This window comes from Chitinophaga vietnamensis (assembly GCF_902167635.1).
Taxonomy (GTDB): Bacteria; Bacteroidota; Bacteroidia; order Chitinophagales; family Chitinophagaceae; genus Chitinophaga; species Chitinophaga vietnamensis.
Genome location: NZ_CABHMS010000001.1, coordinates 838,356 through 856,463, shown reverse-complemented (window position 1 = coordinate 856,463; position 18,108 = coordinate 838,356). Strand labels below are relative to the sequence as shown.

Genomic DNA, 18,108 nt, shown 5'->3' with positions numbered 1-18,108 from the left:
CATATAACGTGGAAGCATAAACGCTACTCAACAGCGTTTATACTTCCACGTTATATACATTATTTCTTGATGATGTACCAGTTGGTACCGTCTGACTGCAAAGTCACGTAGGTCCAGTCGTTATAGATAGGATAGTTAGCGCCGCCTTCGATCGTACCACTCTGCGGTTTGATCAGTACGCTGTTAACCAGGCCGCCACCTATCTTTTTGATGGTAACGATCCTTCCTGTTTTAGTACTGGCAGGCAATGTGATGTTCACCACTGGCGCGCCCGGGTTTACCAGTACGGTATAGTCGGCGTCTGTGAGGGTATAGTCAGCTGTTTGTGTGGTAATGCTCATGGAAACAGAACCAGCTACCTGCAAGGTAGAGTTGGCGAGGTTGGTGGTATCACCTACCATCACCGTACTTTTAACAGACAGGTTATTGGCCAGGCGTTTGTCGCCGGCGAAACTCTGTGATTTGTTGGACACCAAACCACCGGCAGCTGAAGGATCTGCATAGGGAGCGTTAACGGTTACGGTGTTGGCAACCGCATCATCTACCACATTAATATCGGTGCCGCTATGCCCGCTGGCAAAGGTTTTGGGCGTAAAGGCCGTAGATGCAAGCGTTCTTTTGATCACATTCTTTGAGGCATCGAGCATCAGCACCGTGAGGTCTGTGTTTGCACCTGCGTTCACTGTACCCAGGTTGGTAGTACCGGTTACCAGCAGGTTATTGTTCAGTTTTGCGTCGCCATTGATGGTGGCGCCGCCGCTGATGGTAGCACCACCTGCTACAGTAACGCCGTTGTTCAATGTAGCAGCACCATTAATGGTAGCGCCGCCCGCCGTGATATTGAGACCGTTGTTACCGGTGATATTACCGGTAAAAGTCTTATCGCCGGCAAAAGTTTGTGCAGTAGTGGATACGCCACCCGGAGTGGTAGCTGTGGCTGCATTCAGCGCGATGGTCGGATTGCCGCTACCGTCAGTACCCAGTGTCAGACCTTCAGCGGTGCCAGTACCTAAGAATGCATTTAATTTCAACGCTTTCCCTGCTGCAGCATTAAACTTGATCCAGTCGTTCTTCGTCAGCAAACCTATGGTCTTGGTACCATCCTGTGTAGCAATACTCAGTGTATGCGTGCCCGTAGCAGTGACCGTATTAAATGCATAACCGCCGGCAGCGCCGTCTGTATTATCAGTATTGATGGTTTGTGAGGTTACCTTGGAACCATTGATAGAGGCGATCGCATCGTTGAAAGCTGCGGTAGACAAGGGTCTTACAAACACCTTACCGGTAGCGTCAATGATGAGGGCAGTCATCTCGGTGTTGGCAGCAGGAGTAAGTCCGGGGATGTTCACATTGTTGCTAAGAGTTACCTTGTTGCTGAGTGTCACGTTGCCGTTATCGATCCGTATACCTTCCACGTTGTTGCCTCTCATCACAAAGGGTACGTTGTTCACGCTACCGATAAATTGTTTGGTAGCATCAGTGATGTAGTTACCCAACAGGTCCCAGGAAGAGCTCCTGGAGGCCATTTGCTGCCAGTTATAGTTGGTTCTGATGTAGAAACCTTCGTTACCGGTTTTTGTCAGATAGATGATCATACCATTCGGCGGATTCAGATTGGTCATGTTGGCCGTATCTGAAATACGCGGCAAGAGGAAACCCTGGCTGTTGGATTCCAGTTCCAGGATGGCCGACTTATTAATATTGGTTGGGTTGTCACCCACCTTCAGCTGGGCTTTGGCCTGTGTTGCTATCAGGACAATACCTCCCAGTAACATACCGCGTAATGCGATGTGTAGAAATCTAGTCATAGATATACGGATAAATAGTTAATATTTTAGCCTTTAGTGACTATTATAGGCATAGAGGACACAAGAATCAATAACATCTTATGTTTTTCAACAATATATACGAATAATCAAATTGGCCTGATTTCGTAAATATTAAATAGTAGAGGTTAAAATTTTATATAGTGCAAAAATAACATATTAATGATAGATGGAAAATGACATAATTATACCATTTTAATTTCAGAAATATGTTCGGAGGTAAAAATCAGGAAATCGATTTCAAAGAGAGAGAAAAAAATGCGGGAAGACAGGGGCATGGCTGGAAAGACAGGATTTAACACCCGGCACGAATGCGATGTAGCCACAGTTAAACGCTCACACTTTGATGTGATGACAACAAAGAAAAAGCCCGCTGGAAGCACTCCAGCGGGCTTTGCTATTAATTTTCAGCGTTTTACTTACGCTTCTGACTTTTCAGACTTACTCTTGGAAGAGTTATTCTTTAAAGTGAATACCAGTTTCTGGTTTTCTTTGTCCAGGTCGGCCACCAGGATATCCCCGTTATGGATGTTCATATTGAGGATCTCTTCTGCTAAAGGATCTTCCAGGTATTTCTGGATGGCCCTGTGCAGCGGGCGGGCGCCAAACTGCTGGTCGTAGCCTTTTTCTGCGAGGAAGCTCTTCGCCTCGTCGGTCAGTTCCAGGCTGAAGCCCAGTGTATTCAGGCGTTTCAGCACGCTCTGCATGGTGATATCGATGATAGTATAGATGTGCTCTTTGGTAAGAGAGTTAAAGATGATCACATCATCGATCCTGTTCAGGAACTCAGGAGAGAAGGTACGTTTCAGTGCTTTTTCGATCACTGATTTGGTGTTCTCTTCTTCGTTGGTCACTCTTGCGCTGGTGGAGAAACCTACGCCGGCGCCGAAATCCTTCAGTTGTCTTGCCCCGATATTGGAGGTCATGATGATGAGGGTATTCTTGAAATCCACTTTACGGCCCAGGCCATCGGTGAGGATACCGTCATCCAGTACCTGCAACAGGAGGTTGTAAATATCCGGGTGCGCTTTTTCTATTTCATCCAGCAGGATTACGGAGTAAGGTTTGCGGCGCACTTTTTCAGTGAGCTGGCCGCCTTCTTCATAACCTACATATCCCGGAGGCGCGCCAATCAAGCGGCTTACGGAGAATTTCTCCATGTATTCACTCATATCGATACGGATCAGCGCATCGTCGGAGTCGAACATGTAGCGGGCCAGGGCCTTTGCCAGCTCTGTTTTACCCACCCCTGTAGGACCGAGGAAGATGAAGGTACCGATTGGTTTTTTAGGATCTTTCAGCCCTACGCGGTTACGCTGAATGGCTTTGGTGACTTTGCTGATTGCTTCGTCCTGCCCTACTACAGCGCCTTTCAGGTCTTCGCCCATGCGGCGCAGTTTATCGCTTTCAGCCTGTACCATGCGTTTCACAGGGATACCGGTCATCATGCTCACTACTTCTGCAATGGCTTCTTCATCGATCGGGTAGCGTTTGTGCTTCACTTCTTCTTCCCACATTGCTTTTGCGCGTTCCAGGTCTTCGCCCAGTTTCTTTTCGGTATCGCGCAGTGCAGCGGCTTCTTCGAAGCGTTGGCTCTTCACTACTTTATTTTTTTCCTGCTTGATATCTTCGATCTGTTTTTCCAGGTCGAGGATGTTCTGCGGAACGTTGATATTCTTGAGGTGTACGCGGGCGCCTACTTCATCGAGCACGTCTATTGCCTTGTCGGGCAGCAGGCGGTCGGTCATGTAGCGGTCGCTCAGTTTCACGCACGCTTCAATAGCATCATCTGTATAGCTCACGTTATGGTACTCTTCATAACGTGGTTTGATGTTGTTGAGGATCTGGATGGTTTCATCCACGCTGGGTGGTTCTACCATTACTTTCTGGAAGCGGCGGTCGAGGGCGCCATCTTTCTCGATATACATGCGGTATTCATCGAGGGTGGAAGCGCCGATGCATTGGAGTTCGCCCCTTGCCAGTGCGGGTTTGAAGATATTGGAAGCATCCAGTGAGCCGGAAGCGCCACCAGCGCCAACGATGGTATGGATCTCGTCGATGAACAGGATCACGTCCCGGTTCTTTTCGAGTTCATTCATGATGGCTTTCATCCTTTCTTCAAACTGGCCACGGTATTTGGTACCGGCCACCAGTGCGGCGAGGTCGAGGCTTACTACGCGTTTGTCGAACAGCACGCGGGAAACCTTGCGCTGTACAATGCGGAGTGCCAGCCCTTCCACGATGGCGGTTTTACCCACACCGGGCTCACCGATCAGGATCGGGTTGTTCTTTTTACGGCGGGACAGGATCTGCGACACGCGCTCGATCTCCTGTTCACGGCCTACAATCGGGTCAAGGCTGCCGCTTTCGGCCAGCTTGGTGATATCCCTACCAAAGTTATCCAGTACGGGCGTTTTGGATTTGGTATTGGTTTGCTTGGCTTTTGACTGGTAGCTTTTTCTCTCGTCTTCAAATTCCTCTTCACCCGGATCATCAAATTCTGCTTTGGGATCAGCAGATTTTACAAAGCCCAGTTCGTTTTTGAAAGTATCGTAGTCCACGTCGAATTGTTGTAAGATTTGTGTACAAACGTTTTCCTTATTCTTAAGAATTGAAAGCATGAGGTGTTCGGTTTCTACCGTTGCGCTTTTGAGGGCCTTTGCCTCGAGAACGGTTACACGAATTACCTTTTCAGCCTGTCTGGTAAGGGGGAGGCTATTGATGTTAGCAATATTTTTCCCCGTTTTATCTTTAACAGCCAATTCTACTTCTTTGCGTAATTCATATAGGTCTACGTTCAAAGCTTGCAGAATCTTTACGGCCGTGCCTTCGCCCTCGCGAATAATACCTAACAGCAGGTGTTCAGTACCGATGAAATCATTTCCCAAGCGTAAAGCTTCCTCCCTGCTGAACGAAATGATCTCCTTAACTTGCGGTGAAAAATTCTGGTCCATTGTGAGAATATTAAATTATAAAAACCCTTACGGGGGCTTGCTTATACAATAATAACGAATAATTCTGATTTACATTATCACGCTATTTGTCGAAATGAAGTTATTCCTTTTTTACCCTTTAACAACTTACACTTTAATAGTATAACAATTATTTTTGTGGTGAATGCGGGTACATCGTGTTAAAAATATTTACGAAGAAAAGGAGGTTTTTGTTCAATCTCTCCGAGGTTAATATTTTATAGGCGGGTTCCCTCTTTAAAATAGATTCTTGTTAAATTGTATAAAACAACGTCCAACGCATGAAATTCAAAATTGATACCAAAGAGAAAATAGTGGTCTTTTGTCCCGAGGAAGATGCTTTGGATGCTAATTTGTCAGCCCCCTTTATAAGTACAATCACTTCCTTACCAGAACTGGAAGCCCGGAACCTCATACTGGATTTGCATCTTGTGAAACGAACAGACGATGCCGGCGTGCAAGCCATTTTAACAGTGTACCGTCAAATGTATGACAATCACCGCTCCTGCGCGATCACAGGCATTAACAGCGAATTAACACAAAAGCTCAAAGCGACGGGCGACGAGCTTCTCAATCTGGCTCCTACGATGGCAGAAGCGATCGACCTCGTGATGATGGAAGAGCTGGAAAGAGAGCTGCTGGACGGTTTTGATGAATAGCTTTTAAATTATTTTTGTGCATGTTTGCGGTTACGATATTAGGAAACAATTCGGCTATTCCCACACTGGACAGGCATCCGACGGCGCAGATAGTTACCTGTAATGATCAGCTGCTGCTGGTGGATTGCGGAGAAGGCACGCAGTTACAGATCGCCAAATACAAGATCAGGCGCAGCAGAATAAGATACATCTTCATCAGTCATCTTCATGGAGATCATTATTTCGGGTTGATCGGGCTATTGAACACGCTCAGCCTGATGGGCCGTACAGAGCCTTTGAGCATCTATGCGCCGCCGGAGCTGGAGCCGATCATCCAGTTACAGCTGGACTGCGCCGGCACGGTGCTACGGTTTGAGCTGTCGTTCATCCCGCTGCTGCCGGGTTATGAAGGTGTGATACTGGAAGATAAAGACCTGGAAGTACGTTGTTTTCCGGTGCAGCACCGGATTTCCTGCTTTGGATTTTCTTTTGAGATGAGGAAGAAGAAGAGAAGGTTGATCCCTGAACAGGCCCGTGCCTACGAGATCCCGGCCGCTTTCTATTCCAGGTTGCAGGATGGTGCGGATTACCAGAAAAAAGACGGCACTATCGTAAAAAATGATTGGGTGACGCTGCCACCTTGCGCGGGCAAGCGTTACGTATACTGCGCAGATACCATCTACGATATAAACCTGCTGCCATGGCTGAAAGGCGCTGACCTCATGTATCATGAAACCACCTATCTCCAGGACCTGGAAGCGCGTGCGGCGGAACGTTATCACAGCACCAGCATACAAGCCGCTTCCCTGGCGGCTTCCGCACAGGTAAGCCGCCTGCTGATCGGACATTTTTCTTCAAAATACACCGAGCTGCAACCCTTCCTGGATGAGACCCGGCCGGTGTTTCCCGCCACAGATATCGCTGAAGAAGGCGTGAGTTATATTATTTAGGGATTTATTGATTTACGGATTTTGTGATTTACGGATTTTGTGATTTACGGATTTTGTGATTTACAGATTTTGTGATTGGAGGGATATCCTTCAATCACAAAATCCGTAAATCAATAAATCCCTAAATATTTAGTAGCGTTTCAAGTAGTCGCCAATCTGGCCGTAGAGCGTGTCTGTTGCGGGTATTACGGGCAGGCGGAATTGATTTTCGACGATGCCGGCATGGCTCAGGAATGCTTTGATGCCGGCAGGATTGTTTTCTGCGAACATCAGCTCATATCCTTCCAGCAGCTTGTTATTGAGCGCGCGTGCGGCGGGCATATCGTTCATCAGGGCGGCCTGGATCATGGCGGAGATATCTGTCGCGAAGTAGTTGGCAGCTACGGAGATGAGGCCATCCATGCCACAGGCTACCTGGGCGAGCGCCAGCGCATCGTCGCCGCTTACCACGAGGAAGTCTTTAGGTTTGTCGCGGATGATCTGCATGCACTGCATCATATCGCCGGAGGCTTCTTTCATGGCGATGATGTTCTCTACTTCGTGCGCGAGGCGCAGCGTGGTTTCGGCGGTCATATTACGGCCGGTACGTGCGGGCACGTTGTAGAGGATGATGGGCTTCGGGGAAGCCGCAGCAATGGTCTTATAATGCTGGAAGATGCCTTCCTGTGTGGGTTTGCTGTAATAGGGCGCTACGCTGAGGATGGCCGCTGCTTCGTCGAGCGGACATTTTTCCAGTCGTTTTACGACGTCCCTGGTATTGTAATCGCCGATGCCCACAACTACGGGCACCCGCTTCGACACCTTTTCGAAAGTGAATTTCATCAAATCCAGCTTTTCATCTGCAGAGAGAGTAGGTGTTTCACCAGTTGTGCCGAGGGCTACAACGTAATTCACACCGCCATCAATCACATAATTGATCAGCTTTTCCAAAGCATTCCAGTCTATGCTTTCATCTGCTTTAAAGGGTGTAACCAATGCCACCCCGGTGCCTTTTAGTTGTTCCATGATTGTAGTTACGAAAAAATAAAATTAGAATTTCGAAGGCCGAAATTCTAATTTTTTATCGTGATTTCTAAATAGTTTTTTAGTGTTCCTCGTAAAAGCCCATGCGGGAAAATTTATCGATACGTTGTTCGATGCGGGTATCGGGATCGATCTTCTTTAATTCCGCGAGTGTTTCTTTGATCCGTTTTTTGAGGATGGTGGCCATTTCATCGGGATTTACGTGGGCGCCGCCGAGTGGTTCGCGCACGATCCCGTCTACCAGGCCGAACTGGCTCATATAGTCGGAAGTAAGTTTCAATTCTTCAGCGGCTTTTTCTTTGAAGTTCCAGCTGCGCCAGAGGATGGTGGAGCAGTTTTCGGGGGAGATCACGGTATACCAGCTGTTTTCGAGCATGAATACCCTGTCGCCGATGCCGATGCCGAGCGCACCGCCGGAAGCGCCTTCGCCGATGATGATGCAGATCACGGGCACGCGGAGTTTCACCATTTCGAAGAGGTTGCGGGCGATGGCTTCGGCCTGGCCGCGTTCTTCAGCTTCGAGGCCGGGATAGGCTCCGGGCGTGTCGATGAGCGTAACGATCGGTTTATTGAATCTTTCTGCGAGCTTCATGAGGCGGAGAGCTTTGCGGTAGCCTTCAGGGTTGGCCATACCAAAGTTCCTGAGCTGGCGCATTTTGGTGTTCACGCCTTTCTGCTGGCCGATGAACATCACTGTTTCTCCGTCCAGGTCAGCAAATCCGCCTACCATGGCTTTGTCGTCTTTTACATTCCGGTCGCCATGCAGTTCCACAAAGTTGGTACACATCTTTTCGATATATGCCAGGGTATAGGGCCTATCAGGATGACGGCTCAGCTGCACGCGCTGCCAGGCAGTGAGGTGGTCGTAGATCTCCTGCCGTGTAGTGGCGATCTTTTGCTCATACTCGTTAACGGTGGCAGAAACATCTACGCCGGACTTTTCCCCATTTTCCTTCAGCTTGGTCAGCTGTTCATATAAATCCGCGATAGGTTTTTCGAAATCCAGGAATTGCATAAATTGAATAAATTGGTTAAAGAACGGTGTAAAGATAGTGCTGAAAAATTTTTTTAAAAAAGATTTGCTTAATTGCAAACTTTGTTACTATCTTTGCAATCCCAAAACGGAAGAGTACAACGGATTGGAATACAAAAAGATAGTAAGTTCTTAGTTATATTTTTTGGAAGGATCAGTAGTTCAGTTGGTTAGAATGCCGCCCTGTCACGGCGGAGGTCGCGGGTTCGAGTCCCGTCTGGTCCGCAAATAACTCTTAAAACCCGCGCTAGTCGCGGGTTTTCTTTTTTTTTCGAGTTTGTAACTTTACCAGATAAAATAGCCACTTTAACTGTAAATCCAATAGCGAACGAGGACTAACTTATTTTCCTAACTTCTCTCTAAAGAAATCAAGCGTTCGACGCCAGGCCAATTCCGCAGCTGCCTTGTTGTAGCGAGGTGTGGTATCATTATGGAAACCATGGTGCGTGCCGGCATAATGAAATACCGTATAGTCCTTACCGTTATCTCTCAACGCTTTTTCATAGGCCTCCCAGCCGCTGTTGATGCTGGCATCTGTTTCCGCATAGTGCAGCTGTAGCGCCGCTTTGATGGCAGGCACTTCTGCCAGCGGCGCCTGTGCGCCGTAGAAAGGCACTGCGGCGAGCAGTTCAGGCACTCTTGCCGCCATCATATTAGAGATCCAGCCGCCGAAGCAAAAGCCCACCACGCCTATATTTCCATTGCATTGCTCCGACGATCTCAGGTATTCAAAAGCCGCGATGAAATCCTCCAGCATATCTTCCGGTTTCCTTTGGCTGTGTAAGGTGCGCCCATCATCGTCGTTGCCAGGATAACCGCCGAGAGGGCTCAACGCATCCGGGGCCAGGCTTACAAACCCTGCGAGCGCTACACGCCTTGCTACATCTTCGATGTGCGGGTTCAGGCCTCTGTTTTCATGCACCACCACGATGCCCGGCAGTTTCCCCTGGCGGCCCGCAGGCAGGCACAGCAAGGCTTTGATGACGCCGCCTCCTTTCGGTGATGGATAGCTGATGTAGGTAGTCGCGATCCGGGGATCATCCGGCCGGATCTGTATGGCATCTTTGTAATCCGGCGTAAGGAAGGCGATGAGGGAGGCCACCGTCCAGCCATTGACAGCATAAGCGGATAATCTCTCCGTAAAATCTTCTTTGCTCAGGCGATGGTGCGCATAATCGTTGTACAGTTCAAATACCTTCGGATCAATATGCTCTTTATCGAGTTTATTCATAGTGATGTGTTTTTCCATTTCACAAATGTAGCCGGAGGAATTCGCTTCTCACTTTACATATGTTGATTGCCGTCTTTTTTCTTCAAGTCTCTCCTGATACGGCTTAACTGTGTGGGCGTGATCCCCAGGTTGGAGGCAAGGTGCTGCAAAGGTATCCTTTTATCTATATCGGGGTAAGTGGCCAGCAGCTTGAGATAGCGGGTGGTAGCATTCTCCATCACCAAAGAAATCTCGCGTTGTTCTTTATCTATGATCCAGTTCTTCTCGAGATATTTAATATAAAATCTTTTAAGCTCATCGTTCTTGTCGATGAGCGCTTTGTATGTACTATACGCTATCCTGATGAGGGTGGTATCTTCGATCGCCTGCAAGGTGAAATCGGAAGGCGCTTGCAGCAGTGCGGAAACAGTTGATCCGGCAAACTGATTTTCCAGGAAGATGCTTTTGTTGTAAGTATTTCCTTCGTTGTCCACAAAATAGGCCACCACAGCGCCTTTGCAAACGAAGTAAAGATGCCTGGATACCTGCCCGGTCTTTAACAGCATCGTTCCTTTGCTCAGCTGATGGAAGCTGATAATATCGTTGATCAGCTGAAAAGCCTTATCCGACAATGGATAATAGGTGCGTATCTTTTCTTTGAACGCTGTTAAATATTTTTCTTCTTCAGTCACGCCTTTGTTTTAGGCAAAGGTACTTCTCTAGCTTCCCAATTCCAGCTGATTTTTGACCAGGTTATAATATTCAAATTTATTTGACACCAATTCCTGGTGTGTGCCTTTCTCCACGATCTCGCCATCTTTGAGTACGATGATCTGGTCTGCATTCTTCACGGTAGACAAGCGGTGCGCGATGATCACCACTGTTCTGCCTTTGAAGAAAGCCTGCAGGCGATCGTGGATGATCTTTTCATTCTCTGCATCCAGGGCGGATGTGGCCTCATCGAAGAAAAGGAACTGCGGGTTCCGGTATACTGCGCGGGCGATCAGGATACGTTGCCGCTGGCCACCGGAAATATCGTTACCGGAAGAACCAATTTTGGTATGCAGGCCCAATGGCAGGCTGTGAATGAAGCCTTCGATATTAGCGATCCGGATGGCTTGTTGCAGGCGTTCACGGTTGATGTGTTCATCTCCACAAACAATATTACGCTCTATGGTATCACCGAAAATAAATCCATCCTGCATCACTACACCGCTATGTTGCCTGAGCCACAGGTGCGGTACATTAGCCAGGTTGTTATTACCAAGCAGTATCTCTCCGGTTACCGGTTCATAAAATTTGAGCAGCAATTTCATCATGGTTGTTTTGCCGCTTCCGCTGGAACCCACAATGGCAGTAACTTTCCCCTGACGGATAGACATGTTGATCCCTTTCAGCACAAATGGCGAGCGGGGACCTTCATACTGAAAGGCCATATTACGTAAGCGGAAATGAAGATTGTCGTTGTTACCTGCATTTTCCAATTCCTGCAAGGTCTGCGGGTCAATGCCCGCTGTGGAGGCCTCTTCTTCAGGGTGATGCTGGATTTCATTTAATCTTTCAAGGCTCAGTCTTGCATCCTGCAAATAGCGGAAGAAGCCCATCAGCTGGCTGATGGGGGCGTTCATTTGTCCAATAATGTAGGACACGCTCAACAATACACCAAGTGTGAGATGGCCTTTTACTACCAATGAAGCAGCCATAAATGTGACCAGGATATTCTTCACCTGGTTGAGCAGCTCAAAGCCGGTAACCTGTGCCTGGTTTAACTTCAGGGAACGCACATTTACGGCAAACAGTTTTTGCTGTATCTTCTCCCACTCTGCGCGTTTGTAGTCTTCAAACATATTCAGCTTCAGTTCGGATACGCCTCTCATGATCTCAAAAATAGCTTCCTGTGTTTCACTGCGTTGCTGGAAGCGGAGATAATCCAACAGCTTGCGTTTCCGCATCCAGAAGAGTGACCATAAGATGGCGATCACGCTAAGGCCGAGATATACCAATAATATTTTTACATTGTAATACCAGAGCACACCAAAGTATACAGAAAAGGTGATCATGGAAAACAGTACTGGCAGGCTCTGAGAGGTAAGGAACTGCTCTATCCGCTCGTGGTCTGCAATACGCTGGGTGAAATCGCCCATAAGGCGGGAGTCGAAAAATTTGATCGGCAGGCGCAGGAGCTTGCGCAGAAAGTCGGAGATGATCTGAATATTCACTTTTGTTCCTACGATCAATACGATCCAGTTGCGGAACATCTCTATAGTAATATTACCCGCAAAAAGGCTGAGTTGCGCCAATAGCACCAGCGTGATGTAATGCATATCTTTCGCTGTAATGCCTCTGTCGATCAGCTGTTGCGTAAGAAATGGAAACGCAAACGATAAACAGGAGCCGGTAAACAGTAACGATAGCAGCAGGATCATGGAACGCTTATGCGGCAGGAGATAACGATAAAGGTGCTTCAATCCCACGCGCTCCTTTACTGGCGGCTCTTTCCTGTAAAATTCTTCTGTGGGGGTGAGGAAGAGTGCTACTCCTTTATCTTCGGCGGATATCCAATATTTCTCGAACTTCTCCTGCGACAGAGATATCATACCATGAGCGGGGTCGGCAATCCGGAAGATGTGCTTGCCGGTAAAAATGTGCTTTGATATTTTCACCAGCACTACGAAGTGATTCTTGTTCCAGTGCAGGATCGCGGGCAGTGGCAGCTTTTTGCTAACCAGGTCGGCGAGGTTCAGTTTACCTGGAAACACATGCAGGCCAATCTGTTCCGCCGCTTCTTTAATACCCAGCAGCGACACGCCTTTGCGGGTGATGTAGGAATGTTTCCGGAGATAATCCATATCATAGGATCTGCCATAGTAGGAAGACACCATGGCGAGGCATGCAGGCCCACAATCCATCTGATTGGTCTGGAAAACAAAATTTATAGCACTTTTAAACATGGTCACACATATCAAATGTTATCAATAATTCTGGCTCTGAGTGTTTGATAGCCTGTCAATTTTGTTTGGATATATGTTTTGATCTCATCCAGTATCTTGTCCTTCCCTTTGTACTCGCTTTCCCTGACAACGCGAGCGGCGCCCATCATTAAATGCAGCTTAAGCACGTCGTACAGCTGGCTGACAGGCTCTTTCAGAAATTCTATCAATGATTCGAAGTAGTGTGTGTAATTGTTTTCCCAAAGCTGGCGGTTCACATACATCCAGTTGTAGATGATCTGGCGATCAAGCGTGTTCACTTCAAATTCCAGTTGCAGGAACCAGGGGAAAGGGCTGTTCTCCGTTGGGTATAACTGTTTGGCGGATATCCTTATCATATCCTCCACGATCATTCTCACCGTTTCGTACGTATAGGCTTCCCTGATATATACCTGTCGATCGTAAAAGGCGGGATCTTTGAATATCACACCATAGAGATCCTGATCAGTACCATTGAACATATACTCGAAAAGTCTTAACAGGAAAGCGTTTCCGCCCTCGTCATCTCCACTGCGGTAGCGGATGCGGGAAATGTTCTTGTTTTGTTCAAGGCAGCGGAAGATAAGCGTATGCAGTCCTTGCCGTACAAGGTATTCATTCAGCGCCACGCATTCGATCGTGAAGGCGGTAGCCATGTCGAACTGCTTCTTTTTATAGTAATACAACGACTTCACGGACAGCGCCATCTGTCTTGCATAGATATAGAGATTACCGTTCATCTCCTGTTCTATTTTTTTCTCTATCGACAGATAGCGTTCGAATGCGGCTTCAATATCCCGTTCTTTCACGAGGTTGGATACGACGGGGCCAAATTCGCGGTCGTAGTTGTTAAGTTGTTCATTCTGCTCCGGGGTGGCGCCGCACACTTTGAGTATTTCTTTTTCCCGTAGCACAAGGATCAACCCATTGTGATCATACTGTAATGTAGACTCCTCCAGCGAGGCAGGCAGGCTGGCAATTTCGGATGAGAGGTAGTCCAGCACATTTACTTCTTCCTTGAATAGTGTCATAACTGAAAGTGCTTGATGTTAGGCAATCATGAGTAATTCATCTATGGGTGGCAGACTACGGTCGAGATAGATCATTGAAGCCACCCCGATGCCGAGGAGGCCCCACCCGAAAGACACTTGCCATACCACATCATCCGCCAGCAGCCTGCTTTTGAAGCCGGCATACGGATTTTCATGAACGGCATAGCCGGGTATTTGCCGGTACCAGTAGCGTGCCCTTTCTACAAAACGCGGGTCGCCAGACAGGGCGCCCAGCTTGTCGAATATCGATGCTACACCGGCGGCGCCGTAAAAGATGCCTGCATCCAGCGTGAGGTTCTCTTCCCGCGATCGCAGCAGGCAATCGTTCAGCACCAGATCACGGTAGGTGGCCAGTCGTTCATCCGCGAAGTAGCTGGCAGCTCTGTACAGCGTATAGCCGACACCGATATCTCCATAACAAAGCGCAAACTGCATGTTATCGATCTGGTCGCCTATAAAATTGGGGAACAGGCCTTTGTATTCCGTTACACGGTATTGCTTCAGCAGGAAATTGACGGCCTTTCTGATGACCGCTTCGCATGTTTCTTTGCTGATGCCGTTCTCATAAGCCGATACAAGGAAGGAGATGATCATGCAAGATCCGTGGGAAATGCCCAGGTACACGCGGTTGTACAGTGCGGGGCTGATCCAGTAATAGTCGCCATCCGCATCTTTTTCAGCACATGCGGCGATGCCCTCTACCAGGTATTCAAGCTGCTCACGCACGTTGGCGCCGCTTTTCAGCCGGGCAAGATAATATTGGCCAGATGCGATAGCGCCGCTGTTGATATCAAAATCCCTGATGGATACTTTGCTTTTCATGAGCGTGGAGAGGATACCATCCAGGCTTTGCAGGTATGCATCTGACTCAACATCCATCAGCGCATGTTTTTTACAGAAAATGAGAAAACGCCCGATATGCGCCAGATGGCCATCGAGGGAATCCGTTTGGTATACCTTGCTGAAATGTTTCAGGTCAAGGGAGGCCATGCCTTTGTCGAAATAGAGGGAAGCTTGTTGCATATATTCCTCCTTGCCGGTATATTTTCCCAGATACAGGTAGTATAAAGCATAACCCAGTAAACCTGTTTCGTAGGAAGGATTGTGGAGGGCGGCTTCCGTTCCTTCGAGGCAGCGCGTAATATCTGTTATTACTTCTTCATGTGTGATGATATTATACCCGGTATTCATTTAGTTGTTCTTTTTGTGCGAGAATAGAATGATAAAATCTGTTGAGGAAATTATAGGCCACCAGTTCATGGCTTCGCTGGTTGGCCATGAATATCCTGTTCATGGTCATATGTACGTAGCTGGACAACAATTGATCTCTATTGGCCTGGAAATAGCTGGTATTCATCATTTCGTGGGTCACGGGTTTCCAGGTATCGCTTCTTTTTTCAAATGCTCCGTAAGCATCTGCCAGGTCATTGTCTGCATTTTTGTTTAGCAAGATCCGGGAGATGTCTTGCTGAAATTTCCTGTAACGGTCGTTCATCATCTTTATCAACAGCTTCTCTCTTTCACGGTCTCCATAGCTAAATTCCTGCAGGAAGCTGTTGCTTAGTTTTTCCAGCAGTTCGCTTTTGCGGCGAGTATCGCAATTGAAATCGTCCAGCAGGCGGTCTACGCTCACCAGTGCGAAGAGCCAGCGCCAGTGTTCTCCTTTATTACCGTGGAGCATGGAGAGGAAATCGCTGATGGCAACGCTATCGGTATAAAATAATGTTTCGGTATGCTCTATCAGTGATGCGCCATATCTTTCGATCTCACGGTGATAGGTGTCCGTAGTCATTTCTATGATCTGTTCTTCTGTGAAGAAAGGTTCCAGACCGTTTTCAAATTGTTCCAGCAGCGTATACCATTGCTGGTTGCCGGGAGATGAGCGATGAAAGCGGACCCGCAGGTGATGACCGGGATCATTATATCGGATGAAGAACCATTTGTCGATGGCGCCGGCGTCAATCTGTTGTCGGGCAAAGTCCGTAATAAAATCGGTGAGGATACGTTCCTGCACTTTGTTACCGGAATAGATTTTTATGAAGAGCCATTCGCTGCCGGGCGGGAATATCCTTCTTACCGGCGTGCGGGCACTTGTTCTCAGCGATTGCCAGGGGCGCATAGGCAGGCGGGTGCCGGCAGTGATGATCATTTCATTGGCGAAGCTGCCTCCCTCCTGCCGCAGAAAGGATTGTTCCGGCGATTGCAGGTACTCGTAAAAGAGCAGGTTCCTTTTGCACAGTTCCTTAGCCAGTATGTGGCGGCATACCACACTATCCAGATCAAGCAGTAGTTCATTGTCGCCGTCTGCCAGTACTATGATGCGTGGCAGGCCGATCTCCCGGTGTTGTATATCGAGGTATTGTTTGACGGCCTTATCATCTTTATAGTTCAGCTCTTTCATCGCAAGCTGCCATCTGGCGCGGCTCAGGATGAGGTGCTTGTACTGTATCCTGGGCAGGAATTTTTCATTGGCATAAGCGCCCCATTCCCAATTAAAGCCACGGGTCACCTGTTGTGCGGCGCAATCGCCCAGGAATTTGTAAATCGGCTGGCCGTAAAATGTGTGGTGCGCATTGGTAAGACAAGGAATAATTTCGCGGTTCAATTTTTTGGAGCGCAGTATTACTCTGTTGTCTCTTACAGATATGAGCAGGTCATTGATATTGATCTGGTGCTCCTGATCCAGTGTTGATGGCGACGCGTAAGGTATTTCATATTCCCTGAAAGGCTGCCGTAGTGCGATATTCGCGTAATTGTTAGTAGGCAGGTAAACGATTTCTGCGAGTATAGCGCCTGGATTCACGGCCATTTCATTTGCTATGATCCCGCTGATCCAGCTATGGAGGCGTTCATTTCCTTTTGCAAATCGGGTAAGGAGTTTGGCTGCAAATGGCGCGTGCGTTTGTATCACCTGGAAATGGAAGTTACCGCTGTCCAGCGCCTCTGCGGAGTTGGCGAGCAGCGTACCGAAAATATAGGTACTGGTGGGTGTTCTTGACTTGAACTTGCTTTCGTTCTTTTTCCGCAGGGCGGCGATATCCGCGGGATCTATATTGATGATATTTTCTTTCTTTTTGTAAAAAGACCTGATTGCCTTCTCCCTGAGCTCTTCCATATAGTCTTCGCCTTCGTTTGTCATCAGGGGTGGATTTACTACCGGCATGCCTTCGATCAGCGGCATATATTCTGCTACGCCGGATGTAGCATTGCCATATCCTATGCCATAGGCGGGGTCCAGCGCCTGTACCAGCGGTATTTCTCTTTCTTCGTAGCGGCGGTGGAAATTTTGTTTGAATGTTTCCAGTTCCGGGCCAGAGCGGGGCACCGTCACTGCTAATAGTTCATAGCTTTCTTCGCTGATGGTGTTGATCACATCTTTATTGATGCTGTTCACTGTTGTATGATAGAAGAGATCCGTTTTAAAGAAATCACTTGCTTTGTTGATAATCTTTAGCGGCTGCCGGTCCAGGTATGTTCTCAGGTCTTGAAGATCACTGATGGTAGTCGTTTTCCGGATGATGGCATGCAATTGCCTGAGCTCTTCCACCGGTTCCAGCACTAGTTTGTATTGGTCTATCTTATGAAGAAAATCACTGACAAAATCTTTCGAAGACACACTTGGCAGCAGTTCGCTGGATAGTACCTGCGATTGTATCAGATCGGTGATCAGTTTTTCCTTTTGTTGCATTGTGGCCTGTACTTCAATGGTAGCCGCCATTTCGGCGATGGTAGCCCCCTGTGCGGCCCGGACCAGGATATTGCTGATAACGCTGTTGGAAGTAACGGACGACAGCTTCGCCTGTGATTCTCCGTTTACCATGGTTTGTTCTACGAACATCAGCTTGCCGTCCATTTCGTAGAGCGTGTTATTAACATAGTACCTGATATGTTCTTTACAGGCAGGGTGCAGGCTGATCTGCCGGATCAGCTCCCGTGTTATCCAGATATTAAATTCGAGGTGCAGCCTGTATTTATCCTGTGCGAAGGAGATACGGGTAGGTACGCTGTCTGTTACGCCGGATGCAGTACCGGCGAAAAGGCCATAGGGCGTGCTTCTGACCGACATGCGTGTAAAATATTTATACAAGGACAGCAGCAATTTTCTTGCTTTGTGGATATCCTCCGGAAATTTGTCCCTGATCTCGTGCCAGGTGTTGAACACATTTCTGGCGCCGATGTACAGGGCTTCATAAAACAGTGGGTCAGCCAGTAGTTTATCTACTGCAGCCATGATGGCAACAGCGTTGTCGAGGTCGATAGCGGCCAGCGCTTTGTTGAGTTCAAAAGCCGCATCCACTGGAATGGCAGGGGTTCTGAGGAGGTAATGGTCGTATGTAAAGAAGTCGCTTTGATGATCCATATGCCTTTGTTATTTGAGAAGAAGGAAGAGGGGTTTCCGGAGAAACCACCTCTTTACATTGGATGTAAGCATTGG

General features: G+C 48.0%; 12 protein-coding genes and 1 tRNA gene. 3 read left to right on the top strand and 10 right to left on the bottom strand.

Annotated elements, in window-relative coordinates; all coding sequences use genetic code 11:
* Positions 1 to 59: 59 nt before the first annotated feature.
* A complete protein-coding gene (locus FPG75_RS03560; protein ID WP_143305174.1) occupies positions 60 to 1,808 on the bottom strand; it encodes a hypothetical protein in 1,749 nt (582 codons plus the stop codon).
* A gap of 437 nt (positions 1,809 to 2,245) precedes the next feature.
* Complete coding sequence (locus FPG75_RS03555) at positions 2,246 to 4,780, bottom strand: ATP-dependent Clp protease ATP-binding subunit (RefSeq protein ID WP_143305173.1); 2,535 nt, start codon at positions 4,778 to 4,780, stop codon at positions 2,246 to 2,248.
* A 299-nt stretch (positions 4,781 to 5,079) separates the two neighbouring features.
* On the opposite strand from FPG75_RS03555, the gene FPG75_RS03550 reads away from it, so the two are divergent.
* Together FPG75_RS03550 and FPG75_RS03545 are read left to right on the top strand one after the other, a co-directional pair.
* On the top strand, positions 5,080 to 5,457 hold the full coding sequence (locus tag FPG75_RS03550; protein WP_143305172.1) for an STAS domain-containing protein: 378 nt from the start codon (positions 5,080 to 5,082) through the stop codon (positions 5,455 to 5,457).
* Positions 5,458 to 5,477: 20 nt separating this feature from the next.
* Positions 5,478 to 6,386 (top strand): ribonuclease Z, encoded by a 909-nt coding sequence (locus tag FPG75_RS03545; RefSeq protein ID WP_143305171.1) that lies wholly within the window; start codon positions 5,478 to 5,480, stop codon positions 6,384 to 6,386.
* A 129-nt stretch (positions 6,387 to 6,515) separates the two neighbouring features.
* Here the strand turns inward: FPG75_RS03545 and dapA are convergent, their stop codons facing one another.
* Together dapA and FPG75_RS03535 are read right to left on the bottom strand one after the other, a co-directional pair.
* Positions 6,516 to 7,391: a 4-hydroxy-tetrahydrodipicolinate synthase gene (gene dapA / locus FPG75_RS03540; protein ID WP_143305170.1), complete on the bottom strand. Its 876-nt coding sequence runs from the start codon at positions 7,389 to 7,391 to the stop codon at positions 6,516 to 6,518.
* Positions 7,392 to 7,470: 79 nt separating this feature from the next.
* Positions 7,471 to 8,424, bottom strand: coding sequence for an acetyl-CoA carboxylase carboxyltransferase subunit alpha (locus FPG75_RS03535; protein ID WP_143305169.1), 954 nt, complete (start codon positions 8,422 to 8,424; stop codon positions 7,471 to 7,473).
* Positions 8,425 to 8,593: 169 nt separating this feature from the next.
* Here FPG75_RS03535 and FPG75_RS03530 point away from each other — a divergent pair.
* A tRNA-Asp gene (locus tag FPG75_RS03530) sits at positions 8,594 to 8,667 on the top strand.
* Positions 8,668 to 8,782: 115 nt separating this feature from the next.
* On the opposite strand, the gene FPG75_RS03525 is transcribed toward FPG75_RS03530, so the two are convergent.
* Genes FPG75_RS03525 through FPG75_RS03500 form a run of 6 tightly spaced genes read right to left on the bottom strand, consistent with a single transcriptional unit; the run spans position 8,783 to position 18,033 of the window.
* Positions 8,783 to 9,673 carry a dienelactone hydrolase family protein gene (locus FPG75_RS03525; protein ID WP_143305168.1) on the bottom strand — a complete coding sequence of 297 codons (891 nt, stop codon included), beginning with the start codon at positions 9,671 to 9,673 and terminating at the stop codon, positions 8,783 to 8,785.
* Between the two features lie 53 nt (positions 9,674 to 9,726).
* On the bottom strand, positions 9,727 to 10,344 hold the full coding sequence (locus FPG75_RS03520) for a Crp/Fnr family transcriptional regulator (protein ID WP_143305167.1): 618 nt from the start codon (positions 10,342 to 10,344) through the stop codon (positions 9,727 to 9,729).
* 27 nt (positions 10,345 to 10,371) lie between these two features.
* Positions 10,372 to 12,603, bottom strand: a complete 2,232-nt coding sequence (locus tag FPG75_RS03515) for a peptidase domain-containing ABC transporter (RefSeq protein ID WP_143305388.1) — start codon at positions 12,601 to 12,603, stop codon at positions 10,372 to 10,374.
* Positions 12,604 to 12,614: 11 nt separating this feature from the next.
* Complete coding sequence (locus FPG75_RS03510) at positions 12,615 to 13,652, bottom strand: hypothetical protein (protein ID WP_143305166.1); 1,038 nt, start codon at positions 13,650 to 13,652, stop codon at positions 12,615 to 12,617.
* Between the two features lie 18 nt (positions 13,653 to 13,670).
* Positions 13,671 to 14,864: a lanthionine synthetase LanC family protein gene (locus FPG75_RS03505; protein ID WP_143305165.1), complete on the bottom strand. Its 1,194-nt coding sequence runs from the start codon at positions 14,862 to 14,864 to the stop codon at positions 13,671 to 13,673.
* Complete coding sequence (locus FPG75_RS03500) at positions 14,848 to 18,033, bottom strand: lantibiotic dehydratase (RefSeq protein ID WP_143305164.1); 3,186 nt, start codon at positions 18,031 to 18,033, stop codon at positions 14,848 to 14,850. The genes FPG75_RS03505 and FPG75_RS03500 overlap by 17 nt, the downstream gene beginning before the upstream one ends.
* Between the last annotated feature and the right edge of the window lie 75 nt (positions 18,034 to 18,108).